Source organism: Salipiger mangrovisoli, assembly GCF_015223355.1.
GTDB lineage: Bacteria > Pseudomonadota > Alphaproteobacteria > Rhodobacterales > Rhodobacteraceae > Salipiger > Salipiger mangrovisoli.
Map to the genome: position 1 here is coordinate 590,811 of NZ_JADFFK010000001.1, position 15,146 is coordinate 605,956.

The following is a 15,146-nucleotide window of genomic DNA, read 5'->3' on the forward strand; positions in this document are numbered from 1 at the left end:
GTCCTCTCCGCGGCTGCGGTCGCTCTCCCGAAAGGACACCTTGATGGACTTCCTCAAAAGCATTCTCGCCAGCCCCGAGCTGGTCAACGCCCTGGTCGGTCTCTTCGGCCTCATCCTGATGCTGATCATCAACCGCGGGGCAGGGGCGGTCGAGGCCTTCACCGGCATCAGGATCGAGGCGGCGGCACGTGAGGCTCTGCATTCGGCGATCAAGTCAGGGGTCGAGGCCGCGCTGCTCGAAGGGCCGAACGCGGGCTTCGAGGTGATCAAGGCCCATGCCATCTACCATGCCCAGCAGTCCGTCCCGGATGCGATCAAGCGGCTGGTGCCCGGTGATGGCGTCCTCGATCGCATCGCGCTGCGCTACTACCGCGAGGCCATGGCCCGCGCGGGCGTGCAGATCCCCGAGGCGGCCTGATCCGCCTCGGACTTTCCGCATCCGCCCCTGATGGGGCTCACTCTGAAAGGGTTTCGCCATGGCCTTCCACGGCAACAAAGACGTCAACGCGGACGAGGTCGCGCTGCTGACCGACAATGATGTGACCTCAATCACCGTGCAGAACCAGACCGGCTACACGGTGCGCCTCATCGGGGCGGCCGACGCGACGCCTCCGGCCGCTGATGCGGCTGGCCTCGAGCTTGCGCCCGGTGCCGTGGTGCTGAACGAGGCACTCGCCGATCTCTTCCCTGGCATCGCCGCCGTGCGGGTGTTCGCCGTTGGCGTGACCGGCAGCGGCCGCCTGATGGTGTCCCATGCGTAAGGTTGCGCTGACCAGCTTCGGGCGTGCCCGCTTCGGCGGGCACCGGCGGTTGCGAGGCAGCACAGTTCTGCCTCCAATCGCCCCCCTGGCGAGCCTGCTTACCTCCGCGCGAGGCACCTTCGACGACACATCGGGCATGGATGTGCGGACCAACTGGGATGTGAGTGGCGGCAAGGCCGTCTGCCTCGGGGCCAGCACGAACGATTTGCGGATTGCGTTCGACACGCCGACCCAGGCGGGCAGGGCGACGGTCACCAAGTTCGACGCCGTGATCCCCAGCAGCAACCTCAAGATCAACCTCGGCGGAAACGGCTCCAAGAGCGGTCGCACGCTCTCTGAAGAGTGGATGGCGTTCCAGTACTACTCGGCTGCGGAGATGGTGAACAGTTACCCTCGCTTGCAACTCGTGCCGGGAACCACGGGCGTGCCCTTCGAGATCGACAACGTTGAGATCTATGACCTCGGAGACGTGGATCCGAGCGTTGCGCCCTGCGACGTGATCATCGTCGGAGGTGACAGCAACAGCGCCAATGCGACCTCGGAGAAATTCGGCGTCGATATAGGTAGCGCCGAAAGGGAAACCCCCTTCGATCCCCGCATCTGGTACATGCCGCACCTTCGCGTGACGGGCATCTACGGCAATACTGGCTCCGTCCGCCACGTCCCGCAGCCTTGCATCGAGCCGGTGGTTACGGTGGAAGCCGTGCGCATGTCCCCGGTTCACGCCGTCGCTGGCCGGTTGGTCGAATGGTCCGCAGCGCGGGGCAGGCCCCTCCTGGTGATGGCGATGGGCGATCCAGGCTCGGGTCTGATGAACACGGAGGACTGGCGCTCCGACAGTGCCGTCGCGACCACCGGCGGGCGCATGTGGAACGAGTTGGTCGCGATGAAGGCGGCGGTCGACGCACTCGGCCCGGCGCATGAGATTGTAGGTACGGTTTGGTCGATGGGCGCCAACGACCGCTACAACGCGGGCAGTGTCAATGCCTATGACTCGGCGCACCTGCCGGTCTACTCGAAGTTCTTCGCGGACGTGCGGGCGCTGGTGGGCGACATCCCGATGGTGCTCTGGAACATCGGCGACCAACTGGTCCGCAACGCCCAGACCTCCGGCAACCTCGGCTTCGGCATCTACATGCAGGACTGGCTCGCCCGGTTCGACAAGGACAGCGGCCACAGCAGCGCGATCGACCGCCTCACGGTGGTCCATCCGCAGGACGGGAACCAACTCGCAGGTGATGATGACCCCCACTACAACGCGCATGGGATGCAGCAGAATGGGCGAGATGCCGGGGATGCGCTGCGCGCGCTCCTCGAAGGTTGACGACATGGGGGCGTGATGACGGCGGGTGGAGTTGGTCCTCGCTCGCCTTACGTCCTATCTGCGCCCCATGTGGACGCGAAGAAGAACAGTGGTAGCGGGCAGGACGGACGGCGGCAACGACTGGAGGGTCTACAAGGATCGGCAGCCGGTGGGGCGGGTCTATGCCACGCACATCAGCGACCCGGCGCTCCGGTGGATATGGGTGGTCCAAGTCGGGCAGGTGGGGCAGGGATATGCGCCCGATCTGCCCGAAGCGCTTGAGGAAGTCCGCCGGCGCTTCGGCTGCTGCGGGTTCGCTAGACTGGTGGCGAGTGTCAGCGCGCCCGGACAATTCGCTTCTCCGCCCAAGGAGGGGCGACTTTCATGTCTTGAGTGATCGGGTAGTTCATGTGGTACTCGAAATCGCCATATCGACGGTCATAGATCCCCCAGTCGCACACATACTCGACGCGGTATCCTGCTAGTTTCATGAGACCCTTGATCATTGCTCATACCTTCAAACCGTTTACTTGCCCGGCGTACAAAACAATGCGCTGGAGCCTAACTGCTACATCGTGCGCGACCGTCGCACGAGCTCCGAGGATGGGTGGGGAACGGCGCAGAGGAGCGATCTCGCTATCCATCAGGGTAGCGTTTGACTTCAGTAGAGCCGCTCGCTGCGCGGGTTTTCTGGACAAGGCCGTTCGGCTGCTTGCAGCCCCTTGCAGACGAACGTGCGAAGCTCACCATGCCCACACGTCTCGCCCAAAAGCCGGTGAATATTCTGACAGCTGAGTAAGTGCCGCGGGCATGCCAAGAAGAGCCGTCGGGGTAAGGTGATCACCTCCGTAGAGTTGGCGTGTGTAACCGCTGGGCACCTCTCCCTAAAATTCTACACGCGCGAGCCTGTCTTTTGGCTTTCGAAGCGACAAGAGCATCATTAACTTACGGCGAAACTTTGTAAAGTTAAGGCCTGCGTAAATGATGAGAATATTCGACGATGTCTTCCCGGGGAATGCTTCGGTGTTTGCGAAGCTGTTGGAAGCTATGGAGCAAGGAGAAATGTTGGCCTTCACGGGTGCGGGTACTAGTATGCCTAAGTTTCCGTCTTGGCCGGCTCTTGTCCGTACCCTAATAACAACAGCAAAGACAGAGGGTAGAATATCGGACTTGGATGCCCAAGCACTTCTCGAAGAAACGACGGACCTCCTCTACGTGGTTGACGAATTCGTGCGAGCCTATGGAGACGCTCAGGCGCGTAAAAAAATATCAAATATATTTCGTGCGAATGACTGTCAGACTAAGGCGCACGAACTTATCGCATCCACATCCTTCTCTAAATTCTTGACCCTAAATTATGATCTTGGTCTTGAGTCATCTATGTCATCTCTTTTGGGGGCGCATATAGGGAGTATATCGGGGAGCCAAGATGCGGAAACGCTTGAGTGGGAACGGAAAGATGCTAAATTATCAATCCCTCCAATTCTGCACTGGCACGGACATGTCAACGATGTCAGTAGTATAATTTTGAGTGGCGATGATTACCAAGGGTATTATCGTGAAGAATCGAAGGAAGATCTTCTAAGGGGAATCTTTAGAAATTCGAGAGTGCTAGCGCTGGGTTTTGGGTTCTCCGATCCATTTGTTGTTAACGCTCTCGAGAGTGTTATGAGGCCTCTATCTGGCGAGACTGCACACTTTGCGGTGGTTGGAGTCGATGTGGCAAAGCAATTCAATGCAGTTCTAGAAAGACGTAAGTTTTCTGTCAAATATAAGATGGAGGTAATATTTTACCCGGTAGATAACGCAGGTCCAAATCCTCACGAAGGCCTTCTGAAGGTCTTGGAGGTGCTCAGCTCCCGTTTCCCGAGGTCAAAAAAAGAGCGCGGTATCGTAGAGGATCAGCCGAAGCGTGCGAGCACTCAGGTTAGTTATCAAAGCAGCCTCTTTAGTATTGGCGCCAAGAAGATATATTGTGATCCTAATCTTTGGGAAATAGATGCTTCATGTGGGAGTGGGGTTGAGAGAAATGTACCAATCTCGGAGGTGGTAAGCTCTTCTCAGCACATTGCTATATCGGCGCCTCACGAATATGGATTGACTAACGTCGGTAGAAGAATTGTCGATGAGAGGAATGCTTCAGGTCGGCGATCGATTTTTAAGATCGCTGCTGATCTACCAAAATATCGGAAGAAAATTGAGCAAGACGAAGAGTTTTCGGAATTCAATGGAGAGAGCGAGTTCTCTGTCGTCATTGATGGGTTTTCCTCGGTCGATCATCAGAGGCTCTTGCGGGAGCTTACATCAACTTTTCCGAAGGTGTCTTTGGTTGTTCTACAGCGAAATGTCTTTGGTTCCGAGGACTTTAATGAGGAGCTTTTGGAACTCGGATTTCGTAGGATCCATTTGCGCGGTTTGACGCGACCCAATATTAGAGAGATCGTTGAGGTCGTTGCCTCCGGCGTAAATACTGACACACGGTCCGCCATCGTTGAGAAGGTATATTCCGACCTTCTGCAACTCTGCATCCCGCTGACGCCTTCAAATGTTATTATATATGCGAGCGTCTTGTGCCGAGATGGCGCATTTTCTCCGGTGTCGCGGCTTCACATCGTCGAAAGGTTCATTGTTGAAGCTTTGGCGCGCCCCAGCGACGCATACTCTGATGCGTTTAACTCTGAGAATAAAGTTGATTTAATTTCGAAGTTCGCCTTCCAACTTTTTGACGAGAACAGGTCCACTTTCTCCCTTTCTGAATGGAGAGAATATTGCCGACAGTACAAATCAGATAACTTTGTCGACTTTCAGGGTGTCGAAATTCTCGGCGACTTGAAGCTTGGAAAGATTGTGTCGGAGGAATTTGGTGTATATCGATTTAGATACAAGATGTTCTTCAGTTATTTTGTGGGGCATTACATTTCATCTCGTCCCGAAGTACTGGATACGTGCCTAGCGGAGGACCGTCATTTTGAACTCGATGGCCTCATTGAGGTGCTCTGCGGAATACTTGCGGACTCGAGTAAGGTGATCTCTCGTATTTCTCTGCAACTTGATCGCGCCTTCGGGGATTTCTATGAGAAGTATCCTATATCTGGACTCGATTTGCATGAGCAGGCGACATGGATTATATCAGCTGATGAACCAAAGCATTGGGAAGAGCTGGCAAAGCAGATAGAGAGTGGTCCGGCGAATAGCTCTGAGTTGGATAAGCTGAAGAGTTCCATTCAGGCTGAAAGGAGAACTGACGACCAGAAGATATCCATCATGAAATTTATGGCGTCTGAGAAGAACGTGTCTATGATTGGCGGAGCTTTGAGAACCGCCGTAGAAAGCTCTAAGTCTGCCAGCGGCATAGTTAAGCTAGCGGCGGCTAGATCGGTCCTTAAGGTTAATAAGCTGGCATACGAGGTAGCGACAGTCTTCGCACCACTGATCGCCGAAGAAAAGCACTTTTCGTGGAACGGATTTACTTACGTCAACCTTATTGAGGGTCCAACGGAAATTTCCAAAGATTCTGAAGAAGGGTCGGAAGTCATGTTGAGTATGGTAACTTTCGCGCTACCGGTCTCAATATCAAAAGGCATCGCCACGCACTTCGGAAGCCGAAAGCTTGGTCAGTTGTTTCTTGAAATATCCCGCACTGGGAGTGGCAGTAAGTACGAACGCCTGATAAATTTTAGACTTATTATTACGAGCAAGCCTGCTGGTTGGAAACAGGCGGCTCAGAACTTGATTATAACCTTCGCAAAGGATGATCTTTATTTGAGGCATATGACGGAGGTGGCCTTTGATCAGTTCAAAAATGAGATTAACACGGAGTCTGATCGGAAGGTTCTTAAGGAAATTATAACCTTTATTAGGTTAAGGAGGGATAGCAAGAAGAAAATTCCGAGCAAAACTGATGTAAAGAATGCTCTTGGAAAAATGGACAAAGCAGGCATTTGGAGCGGCTACTAGTAGGACACCTACAGGATTTGGTCTCTCTTGAGTCTGCATTTCTAGAACCCGCGCATCGTCGTCGCACCGTCCGAGTCCTTTCTTTCGGAGTGGGTTGCGCAACACCTTTTATCACCCATACGGTCCGAACGAAAATTTAGACCTGCATTTGGGCCCTGGTGCTAAAGATGTGGCGGCATGCGATGGGCGGACTATGAAATTCCGTCCAACCCGCGAGGCGCATCAACCCTCTGTAGTCTGAGATGTCTGGGCTGCACGGGTGCAGCGGTGAACGACAGTTATCTGCGCCTTGCTGCCGGTCGAGCCAGGCCCCGCGCACGGCTGATGTCAGCCCTTTCACGACATTCGGTCCGGCGTCAGCGCCGCCAATTGCATACCGGCTTGGTCAGTCAGGTTGGAGGCGGCCGAAGAGCTGGATAACCTCTTGGCTTCCTCGCGCAAATGCCTGTTTGGGATGCGAACCTTTGCTTTCAACCCGCGCGTGGTCGCGCCAATCCTCGCGTTGGAACGAGTGCCACAGGTGTTCGAGGCGAGTCCGAAAGCCACCTGCCCGCGTCCAAGGTCCAGGGCGGGGCCCAAGCACTTCTGGATGTATCGTTTGTCTTTCGTCAGTATCCGAGCAGTCCAGTTGCAGATGCGGCCGTCGGGACGGTGGATCCCGAGGTGCCTGCATCGGAGAAGAGAATGCCAATAGGGTGTCTCGCGAAACCTCAGGGCTGTGATCGCCCCTTCATTCGCAAAAGGGCACCCTTCGATTGCGTCGAGGGCTGTGGGGGGAATGAGCTCGGAAAAAGTCGGCGGAGAGATCATGGCAAGCCTCCTTTGTCCGCTTGGCTGCCAAGCTTATCCTATGCCGCATGACACGATCGTCGCGTCAGAAAACGACCGAGGCTTCCCTGCGATTTGGCCAACGAGAAAGCTGCCGCGCTATTTCGAACACGGCTTGTCTTGCTCTGCCGCACGGCTCCAGCCCTCGGACGCGGCTTCTTGTTCCACTCGCTCAAGAAAAAACCTTCTGGCCTTTTCGGTAAGCCCGTACCGGCTGATGTAGTCGGACATCACGTCGCTCAAGGACACGGTGTTCTTCATCATGGCGCTCCTTCCCCTCAGCTCAGCATATGGGTAAATGTTGAACGGAAGGTTAATCCAATGCTCGCCGCCCGCTGCACCCAACCTGTGCTGAGCTGCCACTGCGGGTTTTCTGGACACAGGCCTCGCGGCGAAGTAGCCGCAACTCTTGGAAACGGATGTGCTCTGTCGTACGAAAATTCAGTGTGTACGAGGGGATGAGGCGATGTTCACGAAAATTGGCGGCGTTCTTGCTGGAATCGCGGTGCTTGCTGGCCTGGCAGCAATTGCCGGCGCTTACTATTTTGCGCCTGAAATGTACTCACCCGACTTCAATAGGGCATCTCTAAAGCCGTATGGCCTCCTTTTTTGGCAAGGTGCTGGTTTGGTGTTCTTGGGGGTGGTGCTGGGCGTCCTGTGTGAGATTAGCAGGAAGCTCACAAAGCCCTCGTAGCGGAATCTTTCAGTTATTCTGATTTGTTTATGTCGGGTTTTCCGGACCGAGGCCGTCCGGCCGCTCCCAGCCCGAACTTGCCCTTCGCTCGGAAGTGCCTTGCTCAGCGAAGCGGAGCTCCATCGCGAGAGCGGCGCCGAGCAGTGTGCGGACGAAGATGACGTGACAATCAGAATGCTACGAGGCTGTTTAAAGGAAGTCTGATCCTACGAACAATCTTTGAGCGAACATCAGGAGTGAGATTGGGCACCTTCTCCCGCTCTGGCCTCGAGCTTTTCCATCAGTTCCGGGATAAATCGCTCGCTGAACCCAGCGATTGTGGCGAACACCATTAGGGCAAGGGAATTCTCCTTGAGCATACCCAATACAAGATCGCTCATACACATCATGCAAAACAAGATTCCAAAGAAAAAACCTACTAATACCCTGGCAACGCCTTCAGCCATGATCATCTTGCGTTGTGACTTCCAGTTTATTTTTAAGCTCGTTATCCGGTGCGCGACAGAAATGGCCGCACCAGCAGCTCCCATCAAGCCACACCAGTTGCCGACCTCCCACTCGCCTGAAAAGGAAAATGCCCAAGCGGCAAGGAGCCCTAAAGAAATAATGATACCCAATGCGGCAAAACAATAGGTTACGTAAGAGAATCGAGCATTTTGTTGTGCAAGCTCCTCAATGGAGGTGATGATGCTCTCGAAGTGATCTTGCGGCGATTGATTGCTTGTTGAGTCAAGCGCTTGGAATAGTGATTTTCCAAGAAGTTTTAGATGATCGTCTGTGCGCTGGTCTGGCAAATACGTTCTAATAGTCTGCATTAGTGCGTTAAATTCACTCACTGCCGGTTTCTTGTAGTCTGGTATTTCACCGCCATCGCCATAGTAGTCCCACCTTAAATGCTTGTCTTCGGTGAAGTAGACTGCTGCCGTCTTAGACTGGCCTAGAACCTCTTTGACGATCTGGCCCGTGCTAGTCGTTGAGCCAATCTTCAGTGGATCTTCCATAGACTACACTCGTTTCAGATTCTGATAACGGGAATATTAAAGCAGTTTGACGTAAAAATATATCGACATTCGCGGCGATGCAGAATGCTCGTCAGATTGGGCTCGGTGGAGCCGAACGCGGCGCCCCGCCTGAAGGGCAGCTTTCGGGAAATGTACTCTACGGAGGCTGGTCGGCTAACTGCGCGAAGCTGCCCTCGGTGCGATCTCGACGGCGCTTTGACTTACCTGGCTAACTTAGAGCTGAGTGTTCTCAGAGATGGTATGAGGGGTAAGTTTGTCCATAATCTGGGGATATATCCTTGAGGCTCCTGGGCGTCCGCCGCTGCCAAAGCAGCGCGAGGTCATGCGCGCTCTGGGCGTCGATATGAGCGAGTTCGGCACGTGCTGGCAGGACAAGATCACGAAGGGCTCTACGCGCCCGCGCTCGCAGCTCGAAGAGCGCAACCTGCTGCTCAAGGGTGCACGGAAGGGCGACACGGTTGTCATCGCTGCGCCGCTATGCCTCGGGATTTCGGAGAAGGATGCCGCGTGGTTCCTCGCCGAGCTGGCCGAGTGCGGCGCGGTAGTGACGGTCAACGGCGACCTCGACACGCTCAAACCCGGCGACGATCATTCCGATATGCTGCGGCGCGTGGCGAGCGCGCACAACGTCCATCATGTGCGGGTGGCAAAGGCCAAGGCCCGCGCGAAGTCCAAGTAAGGAGCGAGGGCATGTCTGTTGATTTCGTGATGGCCGGAAGCGCGGCCCTCGGCTTCTTCTGTGGCTTCGGGCTTTGCCTCTGGATCGTTCGGTAGAGGAGCGCGGCGTGGCATCTGGTGTCGGCACTGGCGACCGCATCGCGTGCGGCTGCTTGCTCCATGCCTGGTGCGGTCGGTATGGCTGTATGAATAAAGGGGGCCAGTGGCGCCCCTCTGTCTTTCAGGTAAGATCGAGCTCCTAAGCAGCCACCGTCAGAATGCGCTTTCCTAGCGCTTCAAAGGCTGCATCGAACTGGTCAAGCCGCGTCGCATGCCTCGGGGCGAAAAGGCGGTCCACCTGAGTTCGCGACCAGCCGAGAGTTCTGACCAGATCGGCGCGGGACAAGCCGCGAGCTTCGAGTTCCCAATAGAGCTGAACCTTCAGCCCGATTAGGGTAGAAACCGCCACGGTCAGTTCACCCACCGAAGGGTGGGGAATTCCGTCGAAATCATCAAGGCGGCCGGCCAGCGCCTCCTCGACGGCATCGGCTCCGTTTGCGAATGCCTCTTCTAGCGTGTCTCCATCAGAGGTCACCTCGGGAAGATCAGGACAGGTCACCAGATAGCCGTCGCCGTCCGGCTCTACGTTGATCGGATAGTTGAGCATTTGGTTTCTCCTTTGCGGGTGACCCCGGCATCATTCGATGCCGAGTTCTTTCTTGATCTTCGCGACGAGACCTCTTCCGCGATCCATGAACGGGCATCACTGTCTTTCTGTCGCCCAGCTTGACGGTGATGTGTCCGCCTTTGCCGCGCTTGGCTTCGAAGATGCAGCCGTGCTTGGCTAGGAGCTTCTTGAGTTCTGCGCTGTTCATGAAGATAAGGTATTCCACACATGTGTGGAATTCAATAGATGTGTGGAATTTATCGAGCTGAGATCGCGCGACTATCGACCTGCGCCACGCGCCGGGAATCGTGGTCCACCTGCGATGTAAGTCATTGATATCATATGGACCCACATCCCTAGATCGCGGTCCACATCTGCACTGATTTTAAAGGGGAAATTCGGTGTGTTGGTGGGCCCGGCAGGACTTGAGCCCCGGAGCGAGCCTCGGGTGCGTTTTATCACGCAAGCCAAGGGGGCAGCGATGCAGGCTACGAGTTACGAAGTGCATTCCAGGTCACTGAACCTACGTGCACCGAAAATCCTTGGATTGGTGGGCGAAAAGGTGATTTAAGAAGTGCATCGTGGGCGGAAAATAAATGGCTTGGCGCCGCCACGCTTTGTTCACATCAAAGCGCTTGCCGGTTCTATGCGCCCGCGCTCACAGTTCGCCGGCCGCAATGATCTTCTGGACGCAGTAATGGAAGGCGACACGATGGTGATCGCCGCGCCGTTCTGCTTTGGACTTTCGGAGAAGAAAGCCGCGTGGTTGCTTGCCGAGCTGGCGGCGCGCAAGGTGGCAGTGAAGGGCGAACTCGACAGGATCGAGCCGGGCGACGATCTTTCGGACATGCGTCCCGCAAGTCCAAATAGGAGTGAGAGAATATGGTGCTAAAGTTTTCCGGTTTAAGTGGGAGTTCGTCAAATTTTGAGACCCTATTGGAAGCATTCGATGGCAAAAGACGTGTGGTGGTCGTGACTTCAAGTGAGGCTCTTGACCGTTACGGCTTGCTTTCTGTGGAGCAAAAGGCTTCAGATAAATATGACGCCGGGAGAACTGATGCTTCTGGGCGAGTAAGAGTATTTGCGGCCGACCTCGGTCATTGAGCCGTGAGCCAGTCCTTGAAAGAAGAAAGGGCATGGCTGATGCTTAGAAAATTGCCGGGACGGCCGCTCACTGGCTTGCGCAGTCAGAGATGTGGCTGGCAGAGCTGCGAGGACATGTCGTGCCGGAGGCCGCGGTGCACGACCTTCGGCAGAATGCCCGCGTGGCGGTCCATGATTCCATCGGGGCTATGAAGCGGCAATCCGCCATGCGCTCCATCAGCGATGCGCCGCAGGATGGCACGCCGGTCTTGGTGAAGATCAAGGATGACCTCGCGCCGTGGGAGATCAAGCCTGGGCACTTCGGCGGGACTAAGCGCTTCGCGGGATTGCACGCGGTCATGCGGTGTCGCGGCGACATGATGGACTGGTGCTTCGTTGCGCCACTCGGGTGCGGGGGCTTACCCGCAGAATGTCTGGACGGCTGGTGGCCGCTTTAGGTCCAGTAGAGGAGGCGGGGGTTGGCGGCAGGCGTGAGTACTGGTGACCGTATCGCATGCGGCTGCGTTCTTCATGCCTTTTGCGGGCGGTATGGTTGCGCGAGGGGGAATTCACACATCGCGATTCGTTCACTGAATGTCCGTGTGAGCGAAATGGGGTTAAGCGGCTGATTTCGCGCTGAGTTGACCAAATTCAAAATCCCCCGCCGCAAGGCGTGCCGGTTCGAGTCCGGCCTTGGGTACCAAGCTGAGATTTTTCCAGCTTTCCGCGAAGCCTCGTTGCCGCAGCGTCTCGCACCTTCTGCCCCCCGTCAGCGCAGCGCATTGTTCCGCGGTGCGCAGCCCATGCGCTCCTGCAAGATGCAGGCGATCGGCGATTGGCGGGTGTTGCACGCAGCGCTATCCGGCGCGACCAGCGCTGATCCCATGGCCCGCGCTTGACCTCGCACGCGACGGAGGTCTTGTGGCCGAGCCCTCTCGGCGGAGCGAAAAGGCGGGTGCCAGCGGCTAAGATGCTGGGGCGTCGTCAAATTTCCCCTCGGGCGCCGCGGTGACTCCGTGGATGCGCCGCATTTCTTCCTTTTTTCGCCACCAGAAGGGGCCGGTACTGACCAGAAAGGTGTATGTAAATGTTTGGTTTGATTTCGGGGGCCAGCTCGGGCGGCTACTCGGGGATTTTTGGCGGTTTTGCCAACGCTTCGTCCACCGGCGCAGCGCAATCCAACAACACGGCGCAGGAAGAAGATCTGCAGGTGGAAGAGGTGCAGGCGTCGCAAGAGCCGGAAACCGCATCCGGGAACGCTGCCGCCACGACCGGCGAGAGCGCGGCGGGCGACACGACGCCCGAGCCCGCGTCCGAGGTGGCTCAGGATGCCTCCGCGACAGACGCCCCGGCATCGGCGGGCAGCACGCAGGCCGCTGCGGCAGGTTCCGTGGCCTCGGCGGGCGGGCCGGTCGAAACCTCTGGCGCGGCTGGTGCCGCCGACGCGCTGGCCGAGGCGCGGGCGCAGGCAATCGCCACCCAGGAAAGCTTTGTGAAATCTCTGGTGATCGCGCAGATGGGTTCGAAATCCGATGAGGGCGACCTCGCGTCGCGCCTGCGCCGGGGGGCCGAATCCTATGCCGCCGCCCGCGCCGCGACGGAGCAGACTGGCGAAACCCCGCGCACGGACGTGGCAGCCTAAACCGGAAAGCCGGTCCGCCGCTTGATCGGCGATCGAAATACGCGCGGCGCAGGGGGGATCCCTTGCGCCGCGCTGTCGTTCCGAGGGGAGCTATCAGGCACTTGCCGCGCAGCGACCGCAAGCACGGCATGGCGCGCGCCCCTTGGGGGCGTTCTGCCATGGTCCTGCACGCTTGCTCGGATCTCCCGGTATCCACCGGGGTGGGCACTTTCCCAACGCTACCAGAGCGTTAAAGGGAAAGTGGCGGAGAGACAGGGATTCGAACCCTGGGACCCCGTGAAGGGTCAACGGTTTTCGAGACCGCCCCGTTCGACCACTCCGGCACCTCTCCGCGGGGGTCGTGGGGGGCCGTTTAACGACAAGCTTCGGGGGGTGCAACAGGGAATTTTGAAGTTTTTTCATCCGGACGAAAATCTTTTCCGGCGAAGCTCCGCCACCGGCGCATTTGGTCGCCTTGGAAATGCATCGGCGCGGCCCTAGGCTCTGGGGCTGACATACCCGGAGTACCCCATCTCATGTTCCCGCGTCCTGCCGCCTACCTCGCCGTTTTCCTGTCTTTCCTGCCCATGGCGCTGCCCGTGCAGGCCGGACCCGCCGAGGACCTGCTGGAAGCCCTGAAGATCGACGAGATCATCGAGATCATGCGCGAGGAGGGGCGCGGCTATTCGACGGACATGGCGCAGGATCTGCTTCCGGCCGGGCAGACGGCGGGCTGGCAGCGCTCGGTCGACAGGCTTTACGCCCCGGATGCCATGGCCGAAGTCGTGCGTGCGCGATTCCTCGAGAGCTTCGGCGACACCGATGCGGCGCCGCTGCTGGACTATTTCACCAGCCCCGAGGGGCAGAAGGTGGTGACCCTCGAGATCGAGGCACGGCGGGAAATGATCTCCGAATCCGTCGAAGCGGCGGCGCGCGAGGCATGGCGGGAACGGTCGGTTGCCGGTGAGCCGCGTCTCGACCAGCTCGACCGCTTCGTCGCCGCCAACGACCTGCTCGAGACCAACGTGGTGGGCGCGCTCAATGCCAGCTTCCAGTTCTACCTCGGGTTGGTGGATGGCGGCGGCCTCGAGATGACCGAGCCCGAGATCGTCGAGGAGGTCTGGATGCAGGAGGAGGCGACGCGGGTCGACACCGGCGAATGGCTCTACAGCTACCTGCTGCTCGCCTACCAGCCGCTCTCGGACCAGGCGCTGGACGACTATATCGACATCTCTCAGACACCGGAGGGCAAGGCGATGAACCAGGCGCTGTTCGCGGGGTTCAACCATATGTATGAAGAGATCTCGTACGGATTGGGTCTTGCAGCCGCCCACGAGATGCTGGGGCAGGAGCTCTGAAACCGTGCTGACCGCGGGACGTGTCGACCACCCGCTCGACCACACGCGCGCGTAAGGGGAAAAACCGTGGCGCGCGGGTTGACACATGGGCAATTTGCCCCGATAAGCCGGGCCTCGTGACGGGGCCATTGCGCGCCCCGCTTTCGATTCTTACATCCATACAGCCCGAAAGGGCGCGCTGTTCGACGGCGGAGCGGGATACCCCGCACCACGAAGTCCCCAACAAACCGGGGCGCCACAGGACGCGGTAGACAAAGGAAGACGCAGATGTTCGCGGTGATGAAAACCGGCGGCAAGCAATACAAGGTCCAGGCGGGCGACGTGCTCCGCGTGGAAAAGCTGGCTGCAGACGCGGGTGAAACCGTTCAGTTCAACGAAGTGCTGATCCTCGGCGGCGACAACGTCACCGTTGGTGCTCCGCTGGTGTCCGGTGCCGCCGTCCAGGCGACCGTGATCGACCAGATCAAGGGCGACAAGGTCATCAGCTTCGTGAAGCGTCGCCGTAAGCACGGCTCGCAGCGTACCCGTGGCCACCGTCAGCAGCTCACCCTGCTGCGCGTGACCGAGATCCTCGCATCCGGCGCCGAAGGCACCGGCGTGAAGGCCGCCACCGGCGCAGCCTCCGCTCCGAAAGCCGCTCCGGCCGCAGCTGCCCCGAAAGCAGCCGCCGCAGGCGACGATCTGACCCAGATCACCGGTGTCGGCCCCGCCGCCGCCAAGAAGCTGAACGAAGCTGGTATCACCACCTTCGCACAGCTCGCAGCCGTTGACCCCGAGAGCTTCGACGCCGTCAAGGTGAAGCCCGAGTGGGTTGAGCAGGCCAAGACCCTGGCCTGATAGACATTAAGGAGACCAACCCATGGCACATAAAAAAGCAGGCGGTAGCTCCCGTAACGGCCGCGACTCCGCTGGCCGCCGTCTCGGCGTGAAACTCTACGGTGGCCAGGCGGCCATTCCGGGCAACATCATCATCCGTCAGCGCGGCACCAAGTTCTGGCCGGGCGAAGGCGTGGACATGGGCCGGGATCACACGATCTTTGCCGTGGCCGAAGGTTCGGTCAAGTTCCACAAGGGCCTGAAGGGCCGCACCTTCGTATCCGTCCTGCCGGTGGCGGAGGCTGCTGAGTAAGCTGATCCCGGATCGCAAAATTGGAGGGGATCGGCACGGGCCGGTCCCCTTCTCCGTTTCGGGAGG

The 15,146-nt window shown here is 58.0% G+C and carries 15 protein-coding genes and 1 tRNA gene; 12 read left to right on the forward strand and 4 right to left on the reverse strand.

Features of this window, described 5'->3' with window-relative positions; all coding sequences use genetic code 11:
• The first annotated feature begins 43 nt into the window (after positions 1 to 43).
• The 4 genes from IQ782_RS02940 to IQ782_RS02955 all read left to right on the forward strand — a co-directional run bounded on the left by IQ782_RS02940 (position 44) and on the right by IQ782_RS02955 (position 6,021).
• On the forward strand, positions 44 to 418 hold the full coding sequence (locus tag IQ782_RS02940; RefSeq protein ID WP_240989034.1) for a hypothetical protein: 375 nt from the start codon (positions 44 to 46) through the stop codon (positions 416 to 418).
• 58 nt (positions 419 to 476) lie between these two features.
• The gene (locus IQ782_RS02945; RefSeq protein WP_194133092.1) at positions 477 to 761 is read left to right on the forward strand and encodes a hypothetical protein; all 285 of its coding nucleotides are present in this window, start codon (positions 477 to 479) and stop codon (positions 759 to 761) included.
• The gene (locus tag IQ782_RS02950; RefSeq protein ID WP_240989035.1) at positions 754 to 2,085 is read left to right on the forward strand and encodes a hypothetical protein; all 1,332 of its coding nucleotides are present in this window, start codon (positions 754 to 756) and stop codon (positions 2,083 to 2,085) included. The genes IQ782_RS02945 and IQ782_RS02950 overlap by 8 nt, the downstream gene beginning before the upstream one ends.
• Before the next feature lie 960 nt (positions 2,086 to 3,045).
• Positions 3,046 to 6,021: an SIR2 family protein gene (locus tag IQ782_RS02955; RefSeq protein WP_194133093.1), complete on the forward strand. Its 2,976-nt coding sequence runs from the start codon at positions 3,046 to 3,048 to the stop codon at positions 6,019 to 6,021.
• A gap of 927 nt (positions 6,022 to 6,948) precedes the next feature.
• Here the strand turns inward: IQ782_RS02955 and IQ782_RS02960 are convergent.
• The gene (locus IQ782_RS02960) at positions 6,949 to 7,110 is read right to left on the reverse strand and encodes a hypothetical protein (RefSeq protein WP_194133094.1); all 162 of its coding nucleotides are present in this window, start codon (positions 7,108 to 7,110) and stop codon (positions 6,949 to 6,951) included.
• Between the two features lie 205 nt (positions 7,111 to 7,315).
• Here IQ782_RS02960 and IQ782_RS02965 point away from each other — a divergent pair, with 205 nt between their 5' ends.
• Positions 7,316 to 7,543 (forward strand): hypothetical protein, encoded by a 228-nt coding sequence (locus IQ782_RS02965; RefSeq protein WP_194133095.1) that lies wholly within the window; start codon positions 7,316 to 7,318, stop codon positions 7,541 to 7,543.
• Positions 7,544 to 7,773: 230 nt separating this feature from the next.
• Here IQ782_RS02965 and IQ782_RS02970 read toward each other — a convergent pair whose 3' ends face one another.
• On the reverse strand, positions 7,774 to 8,544 hold the full coding sequence (locus IQ782_RS02970; protein WP_194133096.1) for a hypothetical protein: 771 nt from the start codon (positions 8,542 to 8,544) through the stop codon (positions 7,774 to 7,776).
• A gap of 343 nt (positions 8,545 to 8,887) precedes the next feature.
• Between IQ782_RS02970 and IQ782_RS02975 the strand changes: the two genes are divergently transcribed.
• Positions 8,888 to 9,244, forward strand: coding sequence for a recombinase family protein (locus IQ782_RS02975; protein ID WP_194133097.1), 357 nt, complete (start codon positions 8,888 to 8,890; stop codon positions 9,242 to 9,244).
• A 237-nt stretch (positions 9,245 to 9,481) separates the two neighbouring features.
• Here IQ782_RS02975 and IQ782_RS02980 read toward each other — a convergent pair whose 3' ends face one another.
• On the reverse strand, positions 9,482 to 9,889 hold the full coding sequence (locus tag IQ782_RS02980) for a type II toxin-antitoxin system HicB family antitoxin (RefSeq protein WP_194133098.1): 408 nt from the start codon (positions 9,887 to 9,889) through the stop codon (positions 9,482 to 9,484).
• A gap of 601 nt (positions 9,890 to 10,490) precedes the next feature.
• Between IQ782_RS02980 and IQ782_RS02985 the strand changes: the two genes are divergently transcribed.
• The 3 genes from IQ782_RS02985 (at position 10,491) to IQ782_RS02995 (ending at position 12,614) form a co-directional block, all read left to right on the forward strand.
• Positions 10,491 to 10,781, forward strand: coding sequence for a hypothetical protein (locus tag IQ782_RS02985; protein ID WP_194133099.1), 291 nt, complete (start codon positions 10,491 to 10,493; stop codon positions 10,779 to 10,781).
• 301 nt (positions 10,782 to 11,082) lie between these two features.
• A complete protein-coding gene (locus tag IQ782_RS02990; RefSeq protein ID WP_194133100.1) occupies positions 11,083 to 11,430 on the forward strand; it encodes a hypothetical protein in 348 nt (115 codons plus the stop codon).
• 629 nt (positions 11,431 to 12,059) lie between these two features.
• The gene (locus IQ782_RS02995; RefSeq protein WP_194133101.1) at positions 12,060 to 12,614 is read left to right on the forward strand and encodes a hypothetical protein; all 555 of its coding nucleotides are present in this window, start codon (positions 12,060 to 12,062) and stop codon (positions 12,612 to 12,614) included.
• Between the two features lie 241 nt (positions 12,615 to 12,855).
• Here IQ782_RS02995 and IQ782_RS03000 read toward each other — a convergent pair.
• A tRNA-Ser gene (locus tag IQ782_RS03000) sits at positions 12,856 to 12,945 on the reverse strand.
• A gap of 184 nt (positions 12,946 to 13,129) precedes the next feature.
• Here IQ782_RS03000 and IQ782_RS03005 point away from each other — a divergent pair.
• The 3 genes from IQ782_RS03005 (at position 13,130) to rpmA (ending at position 15,080) form a co-directional block, all read left to right on the forward strand.
• Positions 13,130 to 13,951: a DUF2059 domain-containing protein gene (locus IQ782_RS03005; protein ID WP_194133102.1), complete on the forward strand. Its 822-nt coding sequence runs from the start codon at positions 13,130 to 13,132 to the stop codon at positions 13,949 to 13,951.
• 267 nt (positions 13,952 to 14,218) lie between these two features.
• Entirely contained in the window at positions 14,219 to 14,788 is a 570-nt protein-coding gene (locus IQ782_RS03010; protein ID WP_194133103.1) for a 50S ribosomal protein L21, read from the forward strand.
• A 22-nt stretch (positions 14,789 to 14,810) separates the two neighbouring features.
• Complete coding sequence (gene rpmA / locus IQ782_RS03015; protein ID WP_194133104.1) at positions 14,811 to 15,080, forward strand: 50S ribosomal protein L27; 270 nt, start codon at positions 14,811 to 14,813, stop codon at positions 15,078 to 15,080.
• Positions 15,081 to 15,146: the final 66 nt, after the last annotated feature.